This window comes from Sphingomonas sp. DMC8, from assembly GCF_056314185.1.
This window is the reverse complement of record NZ_JBQUYV010000004.1, coordinates 77,139-95,885: the sequence shown is the minus strand read 5'-3', so window position 1 is coordinate 95,885 and position 18,747 is coordinate 77,139. Positions and strand designations below refer to the sequence as shown.

The 18,747-nt window shown below is 66.8% G+C and carries 15 protein-coding genes; 9 read left to right on the top strand and 6 right to left on the bottom strand.

What is annotated here, in order from left to right; genetic code table 11:
- Positions 1 to 130: 130 nt before the first annotated feature.
- Complete coding sequence (locus tag ACT53K_RS09895) at positions 131 to 316, bottom strand: hypothetical protein (RefSeq protein WP_476228454.1); 186 nt, start codon at positions 314 to 316, stop codon at positions 131 to 133.
- 186 nt (positions 317 to 502) lie between these two features.
- Here ACT53K_RS09895 and ACT53K_RS09890 point away from each other — a divergent pair, with 186 nt between their 5' ends.
- The 3 genes from ACT53K_RS09890 to ACT53K_RS09880 are packed head-to-tail and all read left to right on the top strand — an operon-like array spanning position 503 to position 5,995.
- On the top strand, positions 503 to 2,041 hold the full coding sequence (locus ACT53K_RS09890) for a Y-family DNA polymerase (protein ID WP_476228453.1): 1,539 nt from the start codon (positions 503 to 505) through the stop codon (positions 2,039 to 2,041).
- 7 nt (positions 2,042 to 2,048) lie between these two features.
- On the top strand, positions 2,049 to 5,459 hold the full coding sequence (locus ACT53K_RS09885) for an error-prone DNA polymerase (protein WP_476228452.1): 3,411 nt from the start codon (positions 2,049 to 2,051) through the stop codon (positions 5,457 to 5,459).
- Positions 5,459 to 5,995 carry a 2'-5' RNA ligase family protein gene (locus ACT53K_RS09880; RefSeq protein ID WP_476228451.1) on the top strand — a complete coding sequence of 179 codons (537 nt, stop codon included), beginning with the start codon at positions 5,459 to 5,461 and terminating at the stop codon, positions 5,993 to 5,995. Before ACT53K_RS09885 ends, ACT53K_RS09880 begins: the two co-directional genes overlap by 1 nt.
- 21 nt (positions 5,996 to 6,016) lie before the next feature.
- Here the strand turns inward: ACT53K_RS09880 and ACT53K_RS09875 are convergent, their stop codons facing one another.
- Entirely contained in the window at positions 6,017 to 7,024 is a 1,008-nt protein-coding gene (locus ACT53K_RS09875) for a fumarylacetoacetate hydrolase family protein (protein WP_476228450.1), read from the bottom strand.
- Between the two features lie 120 nt (positions 7,025 to 7,144).
- On the opposite strand from ACT53K_RS09875, the gene ACT53K_RS09870 reads away from it, so the two are divergent.
- Positions 7,145 to 10,135: a PAS domain-containing protein gene (locus ACT53K_RS09870; protein ID WP_476228449.1), complete on the top strand. Its 2,991-nt coding sequence runs from the start codon at positions 7,145 to 7,147 to the stop codon at positions 10,133 to 10,135.
- Positions 10,136 to 10,261: 126 nt separating this feature from the next.
- On the top strand, positions 10,262 to 11,551 hold the full coding sequence (locus ACT53K_RS09865) for an adenylosuccinate synthase (protein WP_476228448.1): 1,290 nt from the start codon (positions 10,262 to 10,264) through the stop codon (positions 11,549 to 11,551).
- Between the two features lie 56 nt (positions 11,552 to 11,607).
- Here the strand turns inward: ACT53K_RS09865 and ACT53K_RS09860 are convergent, their stop codons facing one another.
- The 3 genes from ACT53K_RS09860 to ACT53K_RS09850 all read right to left on the bottom strand — a co-directional run bounded on the left by ACT53K_RS09860 (position 11,608) and on the right by ACT53K_RS09850 (position 13,958).
- On the bottom strand, positions 11,608 to 11,919 hold the full coding sequence (locus ACT53K_RS09860; protein WP_476228447.1) for a hypothetical protein: 312 nt from the start codon (positions 11,917 to 11,919) through the stop codon (positions 11,608 to 11,610).
- Positions 11,920 to 12,039: 120 nt separating this feature from the next.
- Positions 12,040 to 13,110, bottom strand: a complete 1,071-nt coding sequence (aroC, locus tag ACT53K_RS09855) for a chorismate synthase (RefSeq protein WP_476228446.1) — start codon at positions 13,108 to 13,110, stop codon at positions 12,040 to 12,042.
- 71 nt (positions 13,111 to 13,181) lie between these two features.
- Positions 13,182 to 13,958 carry a crotonase/enoyl-CoA hydratase family protein gene (locus ACT53K_RS09850; RefSeq protein ID WP_476228445.1) on the bottom strand — a complete coding sequence of 259 codons (777 nt, stop codon included), beginning with the start codon at positions 13,956 to 13,958 and terminating at the stop codon, positions 13,182 to 13,184.
- Between the two features lie 98 nt (positions 13,959 to 14,056).
- Here ACT53K_RS09850 and ACT53K_RS09845 point away from each other — a divergent pair, with 98 nt between their 5' ends.
- On the top strand, positions 14,057 to 14,509 hold the full coding sequence (locus ACT53K_RS09845) for a PaaI family thioesterase (protein WP_476228444.1): 453 nt from the start codon (positions 14,057 to 14,059) through the stop codon (positions 14,507 to 14,509).
- On the top strand, positions 14,506 to 14,883 hold the full coding sequence (locus ACT53K_RS09840; protein ID WP_476228443.1) for a PaaI family thioesterase: 378 nt from the start codon (positions 14,506 to 14,508) through the stop codon (positions 14,881 to 14,883). The genes ACT53K_RS09845 and ACT53K_RS09840 overlap by 4 nt, the downstream gene beginning before the upstream one ends.
- A gap of 53 nt (positions 14,884 to 14,936) precedes the next feature.
- Here the strand turns inward: ACT53K_RS09840 and ACT53K_RS09835 are convergent, their stop codons facing one another.
- The gene (locus ACT53K_RS09835) at positions 14,937 to 16,223 is read right to left on the bottom strand and encodes a PQQ-dependent sugar dehydrogenase (protein ID WP_476228442.1); all 1,287 of its coding nucleotides are present in this window, start codon (positions 16,221 to 16,223) and stop codon (positions 14,937 to 14,939) included.
- 233 nt (positions 16,224 to 16,456) lie between these two features.
- Between ACT53K_RS09835 and rimP the strand changes: the two genes are divergently transcribed.
- Together rimP and nusA are read left to right on the top strand one after the other, a co-directional pair.
- On the top strand, positions 16,457 to 17,023 hold the full coding sequence (gene rimP / locus ACT53K_RS09830) for a ribosome maturation protein RimP (RefSeq protein WP_476228441.1): 567 nt from the start codon (positions 16,457 to 16,459) through the stop codon (positions 17,021 to 17,023).
- 6 nt (positions 17,024 to 17,029) lie between these two features.
- Complete coding sequence (gene nusA / locus ACT53K_RS09825; protein ID WP_476228440.1) at positions 17,030 to 18,649, top strand: transcription termination factor NusA; 1,620 nt, start codon at positions 17,030 to 17,032, stop codon at positions 18,647 to 18,649.
- Positions 18,650 to 18,747: the final 98 nt, after the last annotated feature.

Genomic DNA, 18,747 nt, shown 5'->3' with positions numbered 1-18,747 from the left:
TATGCCTTCTGTTCCCCTCCCGCTTGCGGGAGGGGTTGGGGGAGGGGCGGAAACGGCACAGCGCACCTTCCACGTCAGTCCCTCCCCCATCTCCTCGCGCAAGCGGGAGGGTGGTGAAAGCGACGAACGTCTAGCATCTCTCCACACGCTCGCCACCGCCGAACTGGACGCCGCCTGCTCCGTCCAGCGCGGCGGCGGGTGGCGGCCGGGCGCGCGCTGGGCGCGGGCTGCGCGCGATGCCGCCATCGCCGCGCTGCCACTGCACCAGCGCCCGCCAATGCGCGAACTCGGCCGGCGCAGCGAAGCTGCAGACCATGCCTTCAAGCGGATGCGGCCCGACGAGGGCGGCGCGATGGCTGGCGGGGTGGTGCGGCTGGCGTTGACGGGGCGCGCAATTGCGCCGTCCTTTGCTGCGCCCGCGGCCTGCCCACAACCGTCATCCCGGCGAAAGCCGGGATCCATTCGCCTGGCGGTTTCAGCTTCTTCTTCGACGGAGAAGATAATGGATCCCGGCTTTCGCCGGGATGACGAGAGGAGGGATACGTCCCCCCGCATCCTCTTCCGCCGCACCGGCAGCCGCAGCGAAGTCGCCGCCGTCTGCCCGGCTGCCATCGCTGCCGGCATCCGCATCGGTATGGCAGTCACTCAGGCACGGGCAATGGTGCCTTGTCTCCGCATCGACCCCGCCGATCCGCAAGGCGACCGCGCCGATCTCAACCGGCTGGCACACAGCCTCGCCCGGCGATGGTCACCCAGCGTCACCATCGCCGGCGATGACTTGTTGTTCCTCGACCTGACCGGCGTCGCCCATCTCCATGGCGACGAGGCGGCCATGCTGCGCGGGCTGTACGCCCTGCTTGCACGGCTGGGGTTCGCGAGCCGAATCGCTGTCGCTGACACCGCCGGCGCCGCCTGGGCGTTCGCCCGCTTTCGCCCCGAGCCATTGCTCATCTGCCCGCCCCGTGACCATGGCGACTGGCTCGCGCCCTTGCCGGTAGAGGCGCTGCGGCTGGAGGAGGACGCAATCGCGCTGCTCCACCGGCTGGGCATCGATAATATCGGACAGCTCGCCGCCCTCCCCCGCGCGCCGCTGGTCCGCCGTTTCGGCACGACGATCGCCGCACGGCTCGACCAGGCGCTGGGCCGCATCGCCGAGCCGATTACCCCCGTCACTCCGCCCGAGCCGATTGCCGTCACCCAACGCTTCGCCGAGCCGATCGCCACCCCCGAGGCTATCGCCCATTGGCTGGGCGATCTCGTCCGCCGTTTCGTCGAGGCGCTGGCGGAAGCGGGACAAGGTGCCCGCCGCATCGGGCTGGTCGCTGATCGGGTGGACGGGGTACCGCAGCGGATCGGTATGGGCCTCGCGCGCGCCAGCCGCGATCCGGCGCATCTCCTCCGCCTGCTCGCGCGCCGGATCGACAGCATCGAGCCCGGCTATGGCCTCGATGCGATGACGCTGCATTTGCTGCGCAGCGAGCCGCTAGGCGCGCTGCCGGTGGACGAGCGGCTCGATGACGAGACGGTGCCCGATCTCGCGCCGCTGATCGACACGCTGGCAACGCGGATCGGCATGGCCCGGCTGTGGCGGATGCAGCCGGTGGAAAGCGACGTACCCGAGCGCTCTGCCGTCGCTCTGCCGCCCCTCGACCCGCCTGAGCGCGCAGCCCCGCCGCTGAAGGCCGACGATGTCCGCCAGCTTGATCGTCACGCGCCGCTGCCGCCCTGGCATCCGGACTGGCCGCGCCCGATTCGCCTGCTGCGCCGGCCCGAACGGCTCGACCATGTGCTGGCCGAACTCCCCGATCAGCCGCCGCGCCGCTTCACCTGGCGCGGCGAACGGCACGAGGTGGTTCGCGCCGACGGGCCGGAGCGCATCCATGGCGAATGGTGGAAGCGCGCGGCGGAGACCCATGCCGTGCGCGACTATTTCCGCGTCGAGGACGAACGCGGTCGCCGCTACTGGCTATTCCGCAAGGGCGATGGCGAGCGCGCAGTGACCGGCGACCTCAGCTGGTATCTGCACGGCCTGTTCGGGTGAGTTGTCCATGTACAGCGAACTCCAGGTCACCAGCCATTATTCCTTTCTCCGCGGCGCCTCCGCCCCTTCGGAACTGTTCGAGGTTGCGGCGGCGTACGGCATGCCCGCGCTGGGCATTACCGATCACAACAGTGTCGGCGGCATCGTGCGCGGGCTTGTTGCGGCGGAGCAGACCGGCGTGCGACTGGTCACCGGCTGTCGGCTCGATCTGACCGACGGCAACGGGGTGCTGGTGTGGCCCGAGGATCTCGCCGCCTGGTCGCGACTCACCCGGCTGCTCAGCATCGGCAAGGCGCGGGCGGACGCGCAGCATGGCGAGAAGGGGCAATGCTTCCTCCATTGGGAGGATGTGGCGGGGCATGCGGACGGCCTGGTCGCGGCACTCGTCCCCGGCATGGCGGACGGTGGCGATCCGGCGGCGCTGCGCTGGATGGCGGATGTGTTCGGGGATCGCGGTCATGTGGCGCTCACTCGGCATCGCCGGCCCCAGGAGGCGGTGCGGCTGCATGGCCTGGCGGAAGCTGCTGCCACACATGGCCTGACCCCGCTCGCCACCGGCGACGTGCTCTATCATCATCCGGACCGGCGGATGCTGCACGACGTGATGACCGCGATCCGCCACACCACCACGGTCGACGATCTCGGCTTCCGCCGCGCCCGCAGCGCCGGCCGGCACCTGAAGCCCCCGCACGAAATGGCGCGCCGCTTCGCCGCCTGGCCCGAGGCACTGCACGCCGTGGAAGCGGTAGTCGAGCGCTGCAGCTTCAATCCGCGCGAGCTGGGCAAGCTCTATCGCTATCCAGACGAAGTGGTAATGTCCGGCCGCAGCCCGCAGGAAGCGCTGGCCAAGCTCGCCCGCGACGCGCTCGCCGCGACGTTTCCGGAGGGGCCGCCGCCCGCCTATGCCGAACTGCTGGGGAAGGAACTGGGGCTGGTCGAGAAGTTCGGCTACGCGCCCTATTTCCTGACCGTTCATTCGATCGTCCGCTTTGCCCGGGCGCAGGAGATACTTTGCCAGGGGCGCGGCAGTGCGGCGAACTCTCTGATCTGCTTCCTGCTAGGCATAACCTCGATCGATCCGGTGAAGCACAAATTGCTGTTCGAGCGGTTCATTTCCGAGGACCGCGACGAGCCCCCCGATATCGACGTCGATTTCGAGCATGAGCGGCGCGAGGAAGTGATCCAGTGGATCTACGAGACCTATGGCGCCCGCCATGCCGCGCTAACCGCCGTAGTCAGCCGCTATCGTACAAGGGGTGCGGTGCGCGAGGTCGGCAAGGCGCTGGGGCTGCCCGAGGACGTGACCGCGGGACTTGCGGGGCAGGTCTGGGGCTGGTCGAATGAAGGCGTGAGCGAGGCCGATGCCGCCGCGCTCAACCTCGACGCCAGCGAGCCGCGGCTGGCACTGACGCTCGACCTTGCGCGCCAGCTGATCGGCACGCCGCGCCACCGCTCGCAGCATCCCGGCGGCTTCGTGCTGGCGCAGGCGAATCTCGACGAGATCGTGCCGGTCGAACCGGCGGCGATGGTCGACCGGCGGGTGATCGAATGGGAGAAGGACGATATCGAGGAGCTCGGCCTGATGAAGGTCGACATTCTCGGGCTCGGCATGCTCGGCTGCATGCGGCGGGCGTTCGACCTGCTCGAGCAGCACAAGGGCGTGAAGCTGACGCTCGCATCAGACGCGATGCAGGAGGACGATCCGGCAACGTTCGCCATGATCCAGAAGGCCGACACACTCGGCACCTTCCAGATCGAGAGCCGGGCGCAGATGTCGATGCTACCGCGGCTGAAGCCACGGGAATTCTATGACCTCGTCATCCAGGTCGCGATCGTGCGGCCGGGGCCGATCCAGGGTGACATGGTTCACCCTTATCTGCGCCGGCGTGAGAAGAAGGAAGCCGTCGAGTATCCGAGCGAGGAACTGCGCGACGTGTTGGAGAAGACCTTCGGCGTGCCGCTGTTCCAGGAACAAGCAATGAAGGTCGCCATTGTCGGCGCGGGTTTCGAGCCCGCCGAGGCCGATGCGCTGCGCCGCGCAATGGCAACGTTCAAATCGACCGGCGGCGTCACCCATTTCCGCGAGAAGATGATCAGCGGAATGCTCAAAAAGGGCTACACACAGGACTTTGCCGAACGGACCTTCAAACAGATCGAAGGGTTCGGCAGCTATGGCTTTCCCGAGAGCCACGCGGCCAGCTTCGCGAAGATTGCCTACGCCTCTAGCTGGATGAAGTGCCACCATCCGGACATTTTCTGCGCGGCGCTGCTCAATGCGCAGCCCATGGGATTCTATGCGCCGGCGCAGATCGTCCGCGATGCACGCGAGCATGGGGTCGAGGTGCGTGCGGTGTGCGTAAACGACAGCGAGTGGGATACGCGGGTCTTACGACCCTCTCTACCTGCGCTCCCCTCCCGCTTGCGGGAGGGGCTAGGGGAGGGGCTGACAACCACATCTACCGCCAAGATCGAAAGCCCCCTCCCCCGACCCCTCCCGCAAGCGGGAGGGGAGCGCAGTGCGGCACACACTTCCCTCCTCCCCCTCCGCCTCGGCATGCGGGTGGTGCAGGGCCTGTCCGCCCGCGATGCCGAGGCGATCCTCGCTGCCCTTGCCGCACGGCCCTTCACCTCGATCGAAGATGTCTGGCGCCGCGCCCGCGTGTCGCCCGCCGCGCTGGAGAAGCTCGCCAATGCCGATGCCTTCCGCTGTTTCGGCAAGGATCGGCGCCAGGCACTCTGGACGATCAAGGCGCTCGACCAGGCACCGCTGCCGCTGTTCGCCGCGATCGAAGGGTCGATTCAGGCGGCCGAGCCGGTTGTCTCGCTCACGCAGCTCACCGCCGGCCGAGAGGTGGTGGAGGACTACCGCGCCACCCAGCTAAGTCTTCGCGCGCACCCGCTCCACTTCCTGCGCGGCACGCTCGCCGCACGCCGCATCCGCCCGTGCGGCGACCTCAAGGCCCTGAAGGACGGCGCCCGGGTGGAGGTGGCCGGTATCGTCCTCGTCCGCCAGAAGCCGGGGAGCGCCAAGAGCATCTTCCTGACGCTGGAGGACGAGACCGGCATCGCCAATGCGATCGTCTGGCCGGCACGCTTCGCACTCTACCGCCCGATCATCCTTGCGGCACCCATGATTTCGGTGCGCGGGCGCCTCCAGCGCGAAGGCGAGGTGCTACACCTGATCGCCGAGACGATCACCGACCTGACCGAACTGCTCCGCAGCGTCGGCGCACGCGGCCTGCCGCAGATGACGATGCCCGGTGACGGCGCAACCCATGGCAGCACCGTCGATACGCGCGACCGTAAACGGGCCAGATCGAGCGATCCGGCCCACGCCTATCCCCGGCAGCGCACGTCCGAAAGCTGGCCGTCACGGCGCGAGGACATTATCCCCATCAAATCGCACGATTTCCACTGATGGTCGCGATCGCCCATCGCTACTTCTTCGCGCTCCGGCCTTCCCCCGTGTGCAACCAGATCGCATGGCATCGGGACCAGTTAGGGCCGGCAGATAGCAAAATATCCGACAGCCGCCTGCACGCCACACTCGCAATCACCGACGATCTCGACCATCCGCTCGCGACGGTCGCGGCGCAGTTGCATGCGATCGGCGAAGGCGTTCTGGCGGGCACGATACCGATGGCGCTGGACCAGCTTTCCGCAAGCGGCGAATCGATTGCGCTGCGGCCGAGCCGGTGCATCCCCGCGCTAGCCGTGCTGGCGGAATCGCTCCAGCACAGCATGGCAAGGGTAGGATTGCTGCGAACGGGCTGGCACTTCCGCCCCCATGTCACGCTGATGTACCGCAAGGGGCGGCCCTTTTCCCGCGCCCTCAGCCCGATCCGCTGGACCGCAACCGATTTCGTGCTGATTCACAGCATCGTCGGCGCCCACCGGCATATCGAACTGGGCCGCTGGCCACTCGTCGACCGTCAGGGCAGCTTCGATTTCTGAAGCCGCCCCGACAGCCGGAGATCACCCCGCCACCACCGTCTGCTCGATCGCGCCGAAGATCGGGTGGTGCTTGTCGTCTTCCGCCCAGATGCGGACGGTATCGCCCGCCTTGAGGAACGGCGTCTCCGCGCTACCGCGCAGGATCGTCTCGACCGTACGCACCTCGGCCAGGCAGCAATAGCCCTTGCCGCCCTCGCCGATCGGTTTGCCCGGTCCGCCATCCGCATCGCGGTTGGATACGGTGCCCGACCCGATGATGGTACCGGCACCCAGCGCCCGCGTCTTGGCGGCATGGGCGATCAATGTGCCGAAATCGAAGGTCATATCCTCACCGGCATCGACTCGGCCGAATGGCTTGCCGTTCACATCGACCATCAGCGTACGGTGGAGCTTGCCATCCTGCCACCAACTGCCCAGCGCATCGGGCGTAACGAACACCGGCGAAAAGGCGCTGGCCGGCTTGGACTGGAAGAAGCCGAAACCCTTGGCCAGTTCGCCCGGGATCAGGTTGCGCAAGGACACATCGTTGGTCAGGCCGACGAGCCGGATCGCCGCCAGCGCCTCTTCGCGGCTGGCCCCCAGCGGCACGTCGCCGGTGACGACCACCACTTCGGCCTCCAGATCACAGCCCCAGCTTTCGTCCCTCAGCGGAATCGCGTCGCGCGGGCCCAGAAACCCGTCCGATCCGCCCTGATACATCAGCGGATCGTGCCAGAAGCTGTCGGGTAGTTCCGCCCCGCGCGCCTGCCGCACCAGCGCGACATGGTTCACATAGGCCGACCCGTCTGCCCATTGATAGGCGCGCGGCAGCGGGGCCGCGGCGTGGCGCTCGTGAAAGCGCATCATCGGGATGGTTTCATGCTCCAGGTCGGTGGCAAGGTTGCGCAGATCGCCCTCGACCCGCTCCCAATCGTCCAGTGCCGCCTGCAGCGTGGGCGCAATATGCGTCGCATCCGCGCACCAGGCGAGATCGTTCGAGACAACGACGAGCTTGCCGTCGCGGCCGTGCTTGAGGCTCGCTAGTTTCATTTGACACCATCTCCTTCGCGCCCGCCTTATCGCAGTTTTACCCACCACGGAACCGTGCTGCCTCCCCGGGATTTGGAGCGCTGATTGACTTATGCCGGGGTGGGTATCATCGAAGTCTGCATGGCCTTTCCGCTCCGATTCCTGGATCATGGCGGCGAAATGGCCGGGCGTATCCGCGATTTCGACTGGTCGACTCACCCGCTGGGCCTTCCCGAGCAGTGGCCCGAACCCTTGCAGCGTATGGTGGATGTTGCGCTGGCATCGAGTTTTCCGACAGCCATTTACTGGGGGCCGGAATTTCGGCTGGTCTACAATGATGCCTGGGCGCCGATTCCCGCCGAGCGGCACCCGTGGGCGCTGGGACGCCCCGGCGCGGAGGTCTGGGCCGACATCTGGGACGTCGTAGGACCGCAGATGGAACAGGTGGTAGCAACCGGCCGCGGCTTTGCCGCCTATGACCAAATGCTGCCGATGGCGCGCGACGGCGTGCCGCGAGAAACCTGGTGGAATTACAGCTTCACGCCAATTCGCGATGCCGAAGGTCGGGTGCTGGGCATTCTCAACCAGGGCAATGAGACCACCCGCGTCGTACTCGCCGAACGGACACGAAAGGCCGAACTGGAGCGGCTGCGCGACTATTTCCAGCAGGCACCGGGTGCGATTGCGCTGCTGGAAGGGCCGGAGCATCGCTTCGTGCTGGCCAACCCGGCCTATCTCGACCTGGTCGGCCGCGCCGAAGTGGAAGGCCAGCGGCTGGCCGACGCGCTGCCCGAAGTGATCGACCAAGGCTATATCGACGTGCTCGACACCGTCTATCGCACCGGCGAACCCTATCGCGCGATCAACCGCGATGTGTTGCTGCGCCGACAGCCCGATGCTGATGCCGAGCGCCGGGTGCTCGACTTCGTCCTCCATCCGATCAAGTCGGGGGATGGCAACGTCACCGGCCTTTTCATCGCCGTCACCGATCTCACGCCTCGCAAACGGGCCGAACAGGCCGCCGAGGAGGCAGCCGAGGAACTGCGTAGCGCGAACGAGGCCCAATCCTTTCTCCACAGCTTGGCCGAACGCCAGCGCGCGCTCGATACGCCCAACGCGATTATGCGACTGGCGGTGTCGGAGCTTGGGCGGCAATTGGGGCTGGCTCGCGTCGGCTTCTATCGCGTAGCGGGTGAAGAGCTGCATTTCGGCCCCTGCTGGACCAATGGCGAACTGCCCCCGCTGAGCGGCGTGATGCCGGTCGATGCAGTGGGGCCGCTAGTCGACAGCTATCGCCGGGGCCGCACCATGGTGATGGCCGATACGCGCGCGTTGTTCCCGGAAACGCAGCTCAGCCGCGTCTCCCCCTCGGCGATCGGCGTGCCGCTGTTGCGCGGCGGCCAGTGGGTGGCGACGCTCTACGCCAACAGCGCGGCACCGCGCGACTGGACGCCGGAGGAAATCGCGTTCGTCGAAAATGTCGTCGAAACGAGCTGGGATTCGGTCGAGCGCGCCGATGCGGTGCTCGCGCTGCGCGAAAGCGAGTCCAAATTCCGCGCCATCGCCAATTCGATCGACCAGATGGTCTGGTCGACCCGTGCCGACGGCTATCACGATTATTATAACGACCGCTGGTATGAATATACCGGCGTTCCCTATGGCAGTACCGACGGCACCGCCTGGGCCGGCATGTTCCATCCGGAGGATCAGGTCCGCGCCTGGGCGGTGTGGGAACATTCGCTGGCGACGGGGGAACTCTACCGCATCGAATATCGGCTGCGCCACCATAGCGGCGAATATCGCTGGGTGCTGGGCCGCGCGCAGCCGGTGCGCGACGAGGCGGGGCGAATCACCCGCTGGTTCGGCACCTGCACTGACATCCAGGAAATCGTGGACGCCCGCGAAGTGCTGGCCCGCTCGCGCGAGGAGCTGGAGGCTGCAGTACGCGAGCGGACCGAACAGCTGATGTCCGCCGAGGCGCAATTGCGTCAGGCGCAGAAGATGGAAGCGGTGGGCCAGCTTACCGGCGGCATCGCCCATGATTTCAACAATATGCTGGCGGTGATTATCGGCGCGCTCGATCTGCTGGAGCGGCGGCTGCAACAGGGACGCACCGATCTCGACCGCTATGTCGTCGCCGCGCGTGATGGCGCCACCCGGGCAGCGGCACTTACCCAGCGGTTGCTCGCCTTTTCGCGTCAGCAGCCGCTGGCGCCCACTGCACTCGATGCAAATGAGATGATCGAAGGCATGATAGAGCTGCTGCTGCGCACGCTCGGCGAAGGCGTGACCATCGAGACGCAGCTGGCACGACAGCTTTGGCCGGTGGTGGCGGATCGCAACCAGCTCGAAAATGTCGTGCTGAACCTTGCCGTGAACGGCCGCGACGCCATGCCGCAGGGCGGCACGCTGGCGATCGAGACGGCGAATGTCACGCTGGATGACAGCGCAGCCAAAGCACACGAGATTGCAGCGGGCGATTATGTCGAGATCGGCGTGCGCGATACCGGATCGGGTATGGCACCCGATGTCGCCGCGCGGGCGTTCGATCCGTTTTTCACCACCAAGGGCGTGGGCAAGGGGACCGGGCTGGGCCTGAGTCAGGTGTTCGGCTTTGTCCGCCAGTCGGGCGGCCATGTCGCGATCGATACCCGGCCAGATCAGGGCACGGCAGTGCGGGTATGGCTTCCGGCCGCGCCGGGTGTCATACCCCAACCGCCGCTACCCGCCGCCAAACAGGCCCTGCCACGCGCCGAGGCCGGGGAAACGGTATTGGTGGTCGAAGATGAGGAGCGGGTTCGCAGCTATTCGGTCGAGGCGCTGCGCGAGCTCGGCTATGCGGTCTTCTTCGCGCATGACGGACCAGAGGCACTTCGCCTGCTCGAACGCAGCCAGCCGGTATCGCTTCTATTCAGCGATGTCGTGATGCCCGAAATGAGCGGGCGCGAACTAGCGCGGCTGGCCGCTGAGCGACACCCGCAACTGAAAATCCTCCTCACCAGCGGCTATGCCCCCGACGAGCCGGTGATAACCGAACCGGGCGTCACCATCCTCGCCAAGCCGTTCGATATTGCCGCCCTGGCTGTCGCGGTGCGGGCAGCGCTGGACGGATCGGCACACACCGGGCCTTGACGCGCGCGCTGCGGTTCGCCATGCGCGCCGCGGCTTCGGGCAACACGCCCGGATGATTCAGCCCGGCCGCCGAGTCCTGTCGAAGGGCGGCCCGGGTCCGCCCCGGCAGGCGGAGGACGTGTATCCATGGCAAATGTTGCAGTGATCGGCGCCCAATGGGGTGACGAAGGCAAGGGCAAGATCGTCGACTGGCTCGCCGAGCGGGCCGATGTGGTCGTGCGGTTTCAGGGCGGGCATAATGCCGGCCACACGCTGGTGGTGGGCGAGAAGGTCTACAAGCTGTCGCTGCTGCCCTCGGGGATCGTGCGCGGTACGCCCAGCGTGATCGGCAATGGCGTAGTGCTCGATCCCTGGGCACTGCGTGACGAGATCGCCCGGCTACGCGAGCAGGGTGTCGAAGTGACGCCGGATACGCTGAAGGTCGCGGACACCTGCCCTCTGATCCTGCCATTCCACCGCGATCTGGACGGGTTGCGCGAGGATGCGAGCGGCGCGGGCAAGATCGGCACCACGCGCCGCGGCATCGGCCCCGCCTACGAGGACAAGGTCGGCCGCCGCGCGATCCGGGTGTGCGACCTTGCCCATCTCGACGATCTCGGCCCACAGCTCGATCGTCTCGCAGCGCACCATGACGCGCTGCGCGCCGGTTTCGGCCAGCCGCCGATCGACCGCGCTGCGCTGGTCGAGGCGCTGCGAGAGATTGCCGGCTTCGTCCTGCCCTTCGCCCAGCCGGTGTGGAAGATGCTGGCCGAGGCACGAGCGCGCGGCCGCCGCATTCTGTTCGAAGGCGCGCAAGGCGTGCTGCTCGACATCGACCATGGCACTTATCCGTTCGTCACCTCCTCCAACACCATCGCCGGTACGGCGGCGGGCGGATCAGGTATGGGTCCGGGTGCGGTCGGCTATGTGCTGGGGATCGCCAAGGCCTATACTACCCGCGTCGGTTCCGGCCCCTTCCCCAGCGAGCAGGACAACGAAGTCGGCGAGCGGCTAGGTACGCGAGGGCATGAATTCGGCACCGTCACCGGCCGCAAGCGCCGCTGTGGCTGGCTCGACGCGGTGCTGCTGCGCCAGTCGGTCGCGGTTTCCGGCATCACCGGCATCGCCCTGACCAAGCTCGACGTGCTCGATGGGTTCGATGAAATCCAGGTCTGCACCGGCTACCGTCTGCGCGGCGAGGTGCTCGATTATTATCCGAGCAATGCCGCCGATCAGGCCGCAGTCGAGCCAATCTACGAGACGATCCCCGGCTGGCACGAATCGACCGCCGGCGCGCGCAGCTGGGCCGAGCTGCCGGCGGCGGCGGTGAAGTATATCCGGCGGGTGGAAGAGCTGATTCAATGTCCGGTGGCGCTGGTGTCGACCAGCCCGGAACGTGAAGACACGATTCTCGTCCGCGACCCCTTCGCGGACTGAGCAGGTAAAAAGCATCGCCCCCGCGCTGCATCGTGCAACGCGGGGGCGACCAGCGCTTAGTGCGGACGCTTGCGCTTCGGACGATCGGCCGAATCGCTGCCGCTGGCGGTAGAACCCGCCTGGCCAGCCGTCGGATCGGTCGGCTGGGTCGAGGTCGTCGTGTCCGGGGTGGTGGTCGTGGTGTCGGGCGTCGACGTGGTCGTGCCCGGCGTCATCGAACCCTGGTCCGTCGTCGTCTGGCCCGGCCGGTGCTGGCCCGTCGGGTCGGCCGTCGTCTGACCGGGAGTCGTCTGCCCCGGCGTGGTCTGGGCAAAAGCGGCAGGCGCAGCGACCAGTGCGGCCGCGGAAATCAGGATCTTGAGCGTCATATCGGCAGTCCTCTGCTGTTGAATACGCCCCACCTGAACGCGCCTGCACGGTTCGGGTTGAATCACTCCCCGCGGATTATCCCGCCGAGACAACAGCTTGAGGGCAGAGCGAGCCGGGGGTCAGCCGACCTGAGCCCGATGCAGCAGCTTTTGGTCCGCCAGCACCAGCGCCACCATGGCTTCCACCACGGGTACCCCGCGAATGCCGACACAGGGGTCGTGCCGCCCCTTGGTGCGGATTTCACTCGCCTCGCCTTCGCGGGTCACGGTCTCGACGGGGATCAGGATTGAGCTGGTCGGCTTGAACGCGACGCGCAGCCGCACCGGCTGGCCGGTCGCTATGCCCCCGGCGATTCCACCAGCATGGTTGGCAAGGAAATCGACGCCACCTTCAGCATTGGGCCGCATGGCATCGGCGTTTTCCTCGCCGCGCAGCGCTGCGGCGCCGAACCCGTCACCAATCTCGAAGCCCTTAACGGCGTTGATCGACATGCACGCTGCCGCCAGTTCGCTGTCGAGCTTTGCATAGAGCGGCGCGCCCCAGCCTGCCGGCACGCCGGTCGCCTCACACGCCACCACAGCGCCCAGCGACGAGCCCGCCTTGCGCGCTTCATCCATCAGCCCCTCCCAGCGGGCGGCAGCCTCCGCATCGGGGCAGAAGAACGGATTGTTGCCGATCTCACCGGCGTCGAACTTCGCATAGTCGATCGCGTCGCCGCCGATCGCCTCGACCCAGGCAGTGATCGTCACTTCCGGGATTACCAGCCGCGCAACCGCGCCCGCCGCCACCCGCGCCGCCGTCTCGCGCGCCGAGGAACGCCCGCCACCGCGATAGTCGCGAAAGCCATATTTCTGGTCATAGGCATAATCGGCATGACCGGGGCGGTACGCCTTGGCGACTTCCGAATAGTCCTTCGATCGCTGGTCGACATTGTCGATGTGCAGGGCGATCGGTGTGCCGGTGGTGCGCCCCTCGAACACGCCGGACAGGATGCGAACCTGATCGGGTTCCTGCCGCTGGGTGGTGAAGCGCGACTGACCCGGGCGGCGGCGGTCGAGGAAAGGCTGGATGTCGCCCTCGCTCAGGTTCAGCCCCGGCGGACAGCCATCGACCACGGCGCCCAGCGCCGGCCCATGGCTTTCGCCCCAGGTAGTGAAGCGGAATACGCGACCGAAGCTGTTGAACGACATCGGCCCTCCGCGCCGCTGGTTGGGAAAGCGGGCCGTTTCGCAGGTGTGGCGCCGCCCCGCAACCCTTGTGCTCAGTCGCGGAACTGCGGCGCGCGCTTCTGCATATTGGCCATCACCGCCTCGATCTGGTTGGGCGTCCGCAGCAAGCCCGCCTGCTCGACGCTTTCGGCCATCAGCACGGCGGCGGCGTCTCCCTCGTGATTGGCGAGCCGCTTGGCGGCGCGCACCGCCTCCGGATTCCGCCCCGCAATCGCGCGGGCGAGCGCCAGTGCCTCGGCATGCGGATCGTCGGCAAGGCGCGTGACAAAGCCGAACGCCTGCGCTTCAGCCGCGCTAAATTCGCGCGCGGTATAGGTCAGTTCGCGCAACACATCGTCACGCACCGTCCCGCGCCACAGCACAAAACCGCCCATGTCGGGCACGATGCCCCATTTCAGTTCCATCACCGACAGCCGCGTGTCGGGTGCGGCGACCCGCACATCCGCGCCGCTGGCGATCTGAAGCCCACCACCGAACGCCACGCCGTGCACCGCCGCGATCACCGGCACCGGCAGCATCCGCCAGCCCCAGGCGACCTGCTGAAAGCGATTGGCAAGGCCGTGCGTCCGCACCGCCAGGTCGGCACCTTCGCCGGCATTGGCCATGCTCGCCATGTCGAGCCCGGCACAAAAGGCGCGCCCCTCGCCCGACAGCACCACCGCACGCAGCCCGGGCGTGGCGGCCAGCGCATCGATGGTGGCGATGATTCCGTCGAACATTGCGGGATCGAGCGCGTTCATCTTGTCCGGCCGGGCCAGCCGCACCTCGGCCACGCCTTCCGCCATCGTCCAGGTCACGCGCTCGCTCATCTGCATCCTCCTGCCGCGCGCCTCGCCGGGCGCCGGTCCTGCCAGCGATAGTGCGGCGAAGCGTTTGCGCGGGCAAGGGAGCACCGTTACCAAGAGGCATGTCCAGTACCAGCGAACCCGCGGCGCCCCCGCGCTTCGATCCGCAGATGTTCTTCAAGCTGCGCTTCGCCAGCCATGGCGGCCGGCTGGGCGTCGGCTATCGCGACCATGGCGACGACTGGGCGGAACTCGAACTGCCGTGGCATGCCGATCTGGTGGGGCAGGTGGAAACCGGCGTACTCGCCTCCGGTCCGATTCTGGCGCTGATGGACATGGCAACCAGCGTCGCCGTGTGGCTGAAACTCGGCACCTTCCGTCCACATGCAACGCTGGACCTGCGTATCGACTATCTGCGGCCGGCACGCAGCGGCCAGACGGTGATAGGCCGCGGCGAATGCTATCGCCTCACCCGCTCGATCGCCTTTGTGCGCGGGCAGGCGCATGACGGCGATCCCGCCGACCCGCTGGCGCATGTCGCGGGAACGTTCATGGCAGCGGAGGGCTATTGGTGAAACTGCCCCCTTATGCCGAGCTGCTGGGCCTGCACATCGAGCCGGGCGAAGATGCGCCGGTGTTCGTCATGCCCTTTTCCGGCGATGTCGTCGGGAGGCCGGGCTTCCTGCACGGCGGCGCCATCGGCGGCCTGCTCGAAATGGCCGCGATCGGCGCACTGATCCGCGCGCTCGAGGCCGATGGCGGCGCGCGGTTCAAGCCGGTCAACGTAACGGTCGATTATATGCGCGGCGGCCGCGAGAAGGAAACCCGCGCCCGCGGCATCGTCACCCGGCTGGGCAACCGCGTCGCCAATGTCAGCGCCATTGCCTGGCAGGACGAGGAAGACCGGCCGATTGCATCGGCGCGGATGAATTACCTGATCGTGCGATAGCGGGGCTTCCCCTCCTGCTGGCGAGAGGGAGCGCAATCAGGCGGTTTTCGCCCCTATTGCTTGGGGCTCAGCCGCATCAGCCACCCGCCATCGCCACGCCCGCCATCCTGCAGCAGCCAAAGCGATCCGTCCGGCCCCTGCGCCACATCGCGGATACGCATGCCCATGTCCCATTGATCGGCCTTGCGGGCATCGGCGCCGCTGATAGCGATGCGGATCAGCGCCTGCCCCGACAGAGCGCCCATCAGCAGCGATCCCTTCCACTGCGGAAAATCATTGCCGGTGTAATAGAGCAGCCCGGCCGGCGAGATCGACGGTACCCAATAGAGCTTGGGCATTTCATAGCCGTCCCCCGCTTTCGGCTTGGGAATCGGCGTGCCGTTATAGTTCTCGCCGAACGAGACATTGGGCCAGCCGTAATTTTTGCCGGGCAGGATCAGGTTCAGCTCATCGCCGCCCTGCGGCCCCATCTCATGCTCCCAGAGATTGCCCGCCGCATCGAAAGCGAGGCCGTAGGGGTTGCGATGCCCGCTGCTCCAGGTCGAGGCGGGTGCCGGATTGGCCCCGTCAAAGGTGAAGCTGCGCGTCTTGGCAGTCTTCGCGACCTCGGTATCGGCGGGGGGATCGATCACCTGGATCGTCTGCGCACCGGCCTTTCCGGCATCGGGATTGCCCGCAAAGGGTTTGCCGTCGAGCGTGAGGTGCAGGATCTTGCCGAGCGCCTGGTTCGGATCCTGCGCCGGCGTAAAGCGCTGCCGCTCGCCCGAGGAGAGGAACAGCGATTTGCCATCGGGCGCGAAGGCAATCACCGCACCGAACTGACCGCCCTGACCATCGGCACCGCTGCGGAACAGCACTTCGACATTGTCGAGCCGCGGCGCCAGCGCCTTGCCGCGCGTCAGGCGGGCACGGGCCATTGCCAGCGCGCTGCCGGTCGCGCGCGGTTCGGAATAGGTGAGATAGATCAGGTTGCTGCTGGCGAAATCCGGTGCCAGCGCGACATCCAGCAGGCCGCCCTGCCCGCCTGCTGCAACCTTGGGCACGCCGCTTACCGCCTGCGTCGTCTCGCCTGCCTGCCAGAGCTGCAGCTGGCCTGCCTTTTCCGTCACCAGCGCGGCGCCGTCGGGCAGGAAGGTGACGGCAAAGGGCGAATCGAAATCAGCAATGCGCGTGACAGTGAAGGGCAAGCCTGCAGGGACCGGCGCCGGCGTGCCGCTTGGCACCGCGATCGGCGAGGGGGCGGGCGTCGGGCTGCCGGCAGCCGGCTGCTGGGCGTTCGATGCCGGCGAGGAACAGGCCGTGGTGAAGGCCAGCGCGATCAGCATCGGCGAGCGGGGCATGGGCGAATCTCCGGCATGAGGGGCTCCGCCGAAACCACCCGGTTCGGCAAAGAGTTGCAACCGCCATTTGGCCGGGCTGCCGCAATTTCGGCTTTTCCTGTCATTTCGCCAGTCGCTTGCCACGCCCCCTTGCTCCCGCCGCTGGCTGCGCGTATATGGCAGGTGCTTTCTCGGACATCGTCAAACATGATCGAGGTCGGAGCCCCCGCGGTTCCGGCGCTGAAGCTGCTTGAATGCCATTGGAGAATCGCGTGGCGGAACTCGCCGAACTGACCCGACAGATCGAAGCCGAAGCAAAGGCGCTTGGCTTTGCGCTGGTGCGCGTCAAGATGTTCGGCGGACAGAGCGATCCGACGCTGCAGGTGATGGCCGAGCGCCCCGACACGCGCCAGCTGACGATCGACGACTGCGCCGATCTGTCGCGCCGCATCTCCGACCTGCTCGACCGGCTGGAAGCCGAAGGGCGCGATCCGATCGACCATGCCTATCGGCTGGAAGTCAGCTCGCCGGGCATCGACCGGCCGCTGACCCGGCTGAGCGACTTTGCAGACTGGAAGGGGCATGAAGCCCGCATCACGCTCGCCGAAAAGCTGGACGGGCGCAAACAGTTCAAGGGCGATCTCGCGGGCATCGACACAGAGGCTGCGAGCATCACGATCGTAACGCAGGACGGCACCGCGCATGTGCTGCCGTTCGCGGCGATCGAGGATGCCAAGCTGACGATGACCGACCGCCTGATTGCCGCCACCGCGCCGCTCTCCGCCGAGGGCGCCGACAAGATTATCGAAGTAGAAGGATAAGCCCGAATGGCCACCGCCATTTCCGCCAACAAGGCAGAACTGCTTGCCATCGCCGATGCGGTTGCGCGCGAGAAGCTGATCGACAAGGCCATCGTGATCGAAGCGATGGAAGACGCGATCCAGCGCGCCGCCAAGAACCGCTATGGCGTCGAAAACGACATCCGCGCCAAGCTCGATCCGAACACCGGCGACCTGCGGCTGTGGCGCGTCGTCGAAGTGGTCGAGGCCGTCGACGACTATTTCAAGCAGGTCGACCTGAAGGGCGCGCAGAAGCTGCAAAAGGGCGCGAAGGTCGGCGACTTCATCGTCGATCCGCTGCCCCCGATCGAGTTCGGCCGCATCCAGGCGCAGGCATCGAAGCAGATCATCTTCCAGAAGGTCCGCGACGCCGAGCGCGAGCGCCAGTTTGACGAATTCAAGGATCGCATGGGTGAGATCATCACCGGCGTCGTGAAGCGCGTCGAATTCGGCCATGTCGTGGTCGACCTCGGCCGCGCCGAAGGCGTGATCCGCCGCGACCAGCAGATCCCGCGCGAAGTGGTCCGCGTGGGCGATCGCGTCCGCTCGATCATCCTGAACGTTCGCCGCGAAAATCGGGGCCCTCAGATTTTCCTCAGCCGCGCGCATCCGGACTTCATGAAGAAGCTGTTCGCGCAGGAAGTGCCGGAAATCTACGACGGCATTATCGAAATCAAGGCCGCCGCCCGCGATCCGGGCAGCCGCGCCAAGATCGGCGTGATCAGCCATGACGGCTCGATCGATCCGGTCGGCGCCTGCGTCGGCATGAAGGGCAGCCGCGTGCAGGCCGTCGTGCAGGAAATGCAGGGCGAAAAGATCGACATCATCCCCTGGTCGCCGGACACCGCGACCTTCGTCGTCAACGCGCTGCAGCCGGCCAATGTCAGCCGCGTCGTGATCGACGAGGAAGAAGACCGCATCGAAGTCGTCGTTCCCGACGACCAGCTCAGCCTCGCGATCGGCCGTCGCGGCCAGAATGTCCGCCTCGCCAGCCAGCTGACCGGCAAGGCGATCGACATCCTCACCGAGGCAGATGCGAGCGAAAAGCGCCAGAAGGAATTCGTCGAGCGTTCGGAAATGTTCCAGAACGAGCTGGATGTCGACGAGACGCTGGCGCAGCTGCTGGTTGCCGAAGGTTTCGGCGCGCTGGAAGAAGTCGCCTATGTCGAACTCGACGAGCTGGCGGCGATCGAAGGCTTCGACGAGGATCTGGCGCAGGAACTGCAGAACCGCGCACAGGAAGCACTGGAGCGCCGCGAAGAAGCCAATCGCGAGGAACGCCGCGCGCTGGGCGTGTCGGACGAACTGACCACCATGCCGTATCTGACCGAAGCGATGCTGGTCACGCTCGGCAAGGCGGGCATCAAGACGCTCGACGACCTGGCCGATCTGGCGACCGACGAACTGGTCGAGAAAAAGCGTTCGGAACCGCGTCGCCGCGGCGACGACACGCCGCGCAAGGAAGCCAAGGGCGGCATCCTGGCCGAATATGGCCTGAGCGACGAACAGGGCAACGAGATCATCATGGCGGCCCGCGCCCATTGGTTCGCCGATGAAGAACCCGCGCAAGCGGGCGAGGAGGACGCAATTGCGGACTCCGAACAATGATACGCGCCGACTGACATCGTTAGGCTCCGCAGCACGCCGCATCGGCGCTGCTGCGGCTGCGTTGCCAGCCTTCGCTCCCCTCCCGCTTGCGGGAGGGG

Bases quoted from the DNA above. Each gene is read 5' to 3' on its own strand.
- rimP (WP_476228441.1), top strand. From the start codon at position 16,457: ATGCCATTGGAGAATCGCGTGGCGGAACTCGCCGAACTGACCCGACAG.
- ACT53K_RS09865 (WP_476228448.1), top strand. From the start codon at position 10,262: ATGGCAAATGTTGCAGTGATCGGCGCCCAATGGGGTGACGAAGGCAAG.
- aroC (WP_476228446.1), bottom strand. From the start codon at position 13,110: ATGTCGTTCAACAGCTTCGGTCGCGTATTCCGCTTCACTACCTGGGGC.
- ACT53K_RS09870 (WP_476228449.1), top strand. From the start codon at position 7,145: ATGGCCTTTCCGCTCCGATTCCTGGATCATGGCGGCGAAATGGCCGGG.
- ACT53K_RS09885 (WP_476228452.1), top strand. From the start codon at position 2,049: ATGTACAGCGAACTCCAGGTCACCAGCCATTATTCCTTTCTCCGCGGC.
- ACT53K_RS09860 (WP_476228447.1), bottom strand. From the start codon at position 11,919: ATGACGCTCAAGATCCTGATTTCCGCGGCCGCACTGGTCGCTGCGCCT.
- ACT53K_RS09835 (WP_476228442.1), bottom strand. From the start codon at position 16,223: ATGCCCCGCTCGCCGATGCTGATCGCGCTGGCCTTCACCACGGCCTGT.
- ACT53K_RS09880 (WP_476228451.1), top strand. From the start codon at position 5,459: ATGGTCGCGATCGCCCATCGCTACTTCTTCGCGCTCCGGCCTTCCCCC.
- ACT53K_RS09895 (WP_476228454.1), bottom strand. From the start codon at position 316: ATGGTCTGCAGCTTCGCTGCGCCGGCCGAGTTCGCGCATTGGCGGGCG.
- ACT53K_RS09890 (WP_476228453.1), top strand. From the start codon at position 503: ATGGATCCCGGCTTTCGCCGGGATGACGAGAGGAGGGATACGTCCCCC.
- ACT53K_RS09875 (WP_476228450.1), bottom strand. From the start codon at position 7,024: ATGAAACTAGCGAGCCTCAAGCACGGCCGCGACGGCAAGCTCGTCGTT.
- ACT53K_RS09850 (WP_476228445.1), bottom strand. From the start codon at position 13,958: ATGAGCGAGCGCGTGACCTGGACGATGGCGGAAGGCGTGGCCGAGGTG.
- nusA (WP_476228440.1), top strand. From the start codon at position 17,030: ATGGCCACCGCCATTTCCGCCAACAAGGCAGAACTGCTTGCCATCGCC.
- ACT53K_RS09845 (WP_476228444.1), top strand. From the start codon at position 14,057: ATGTCCAGTACCAGCGAACCCGCGGCGCCCCCGCGCTTCGATCCGCAG.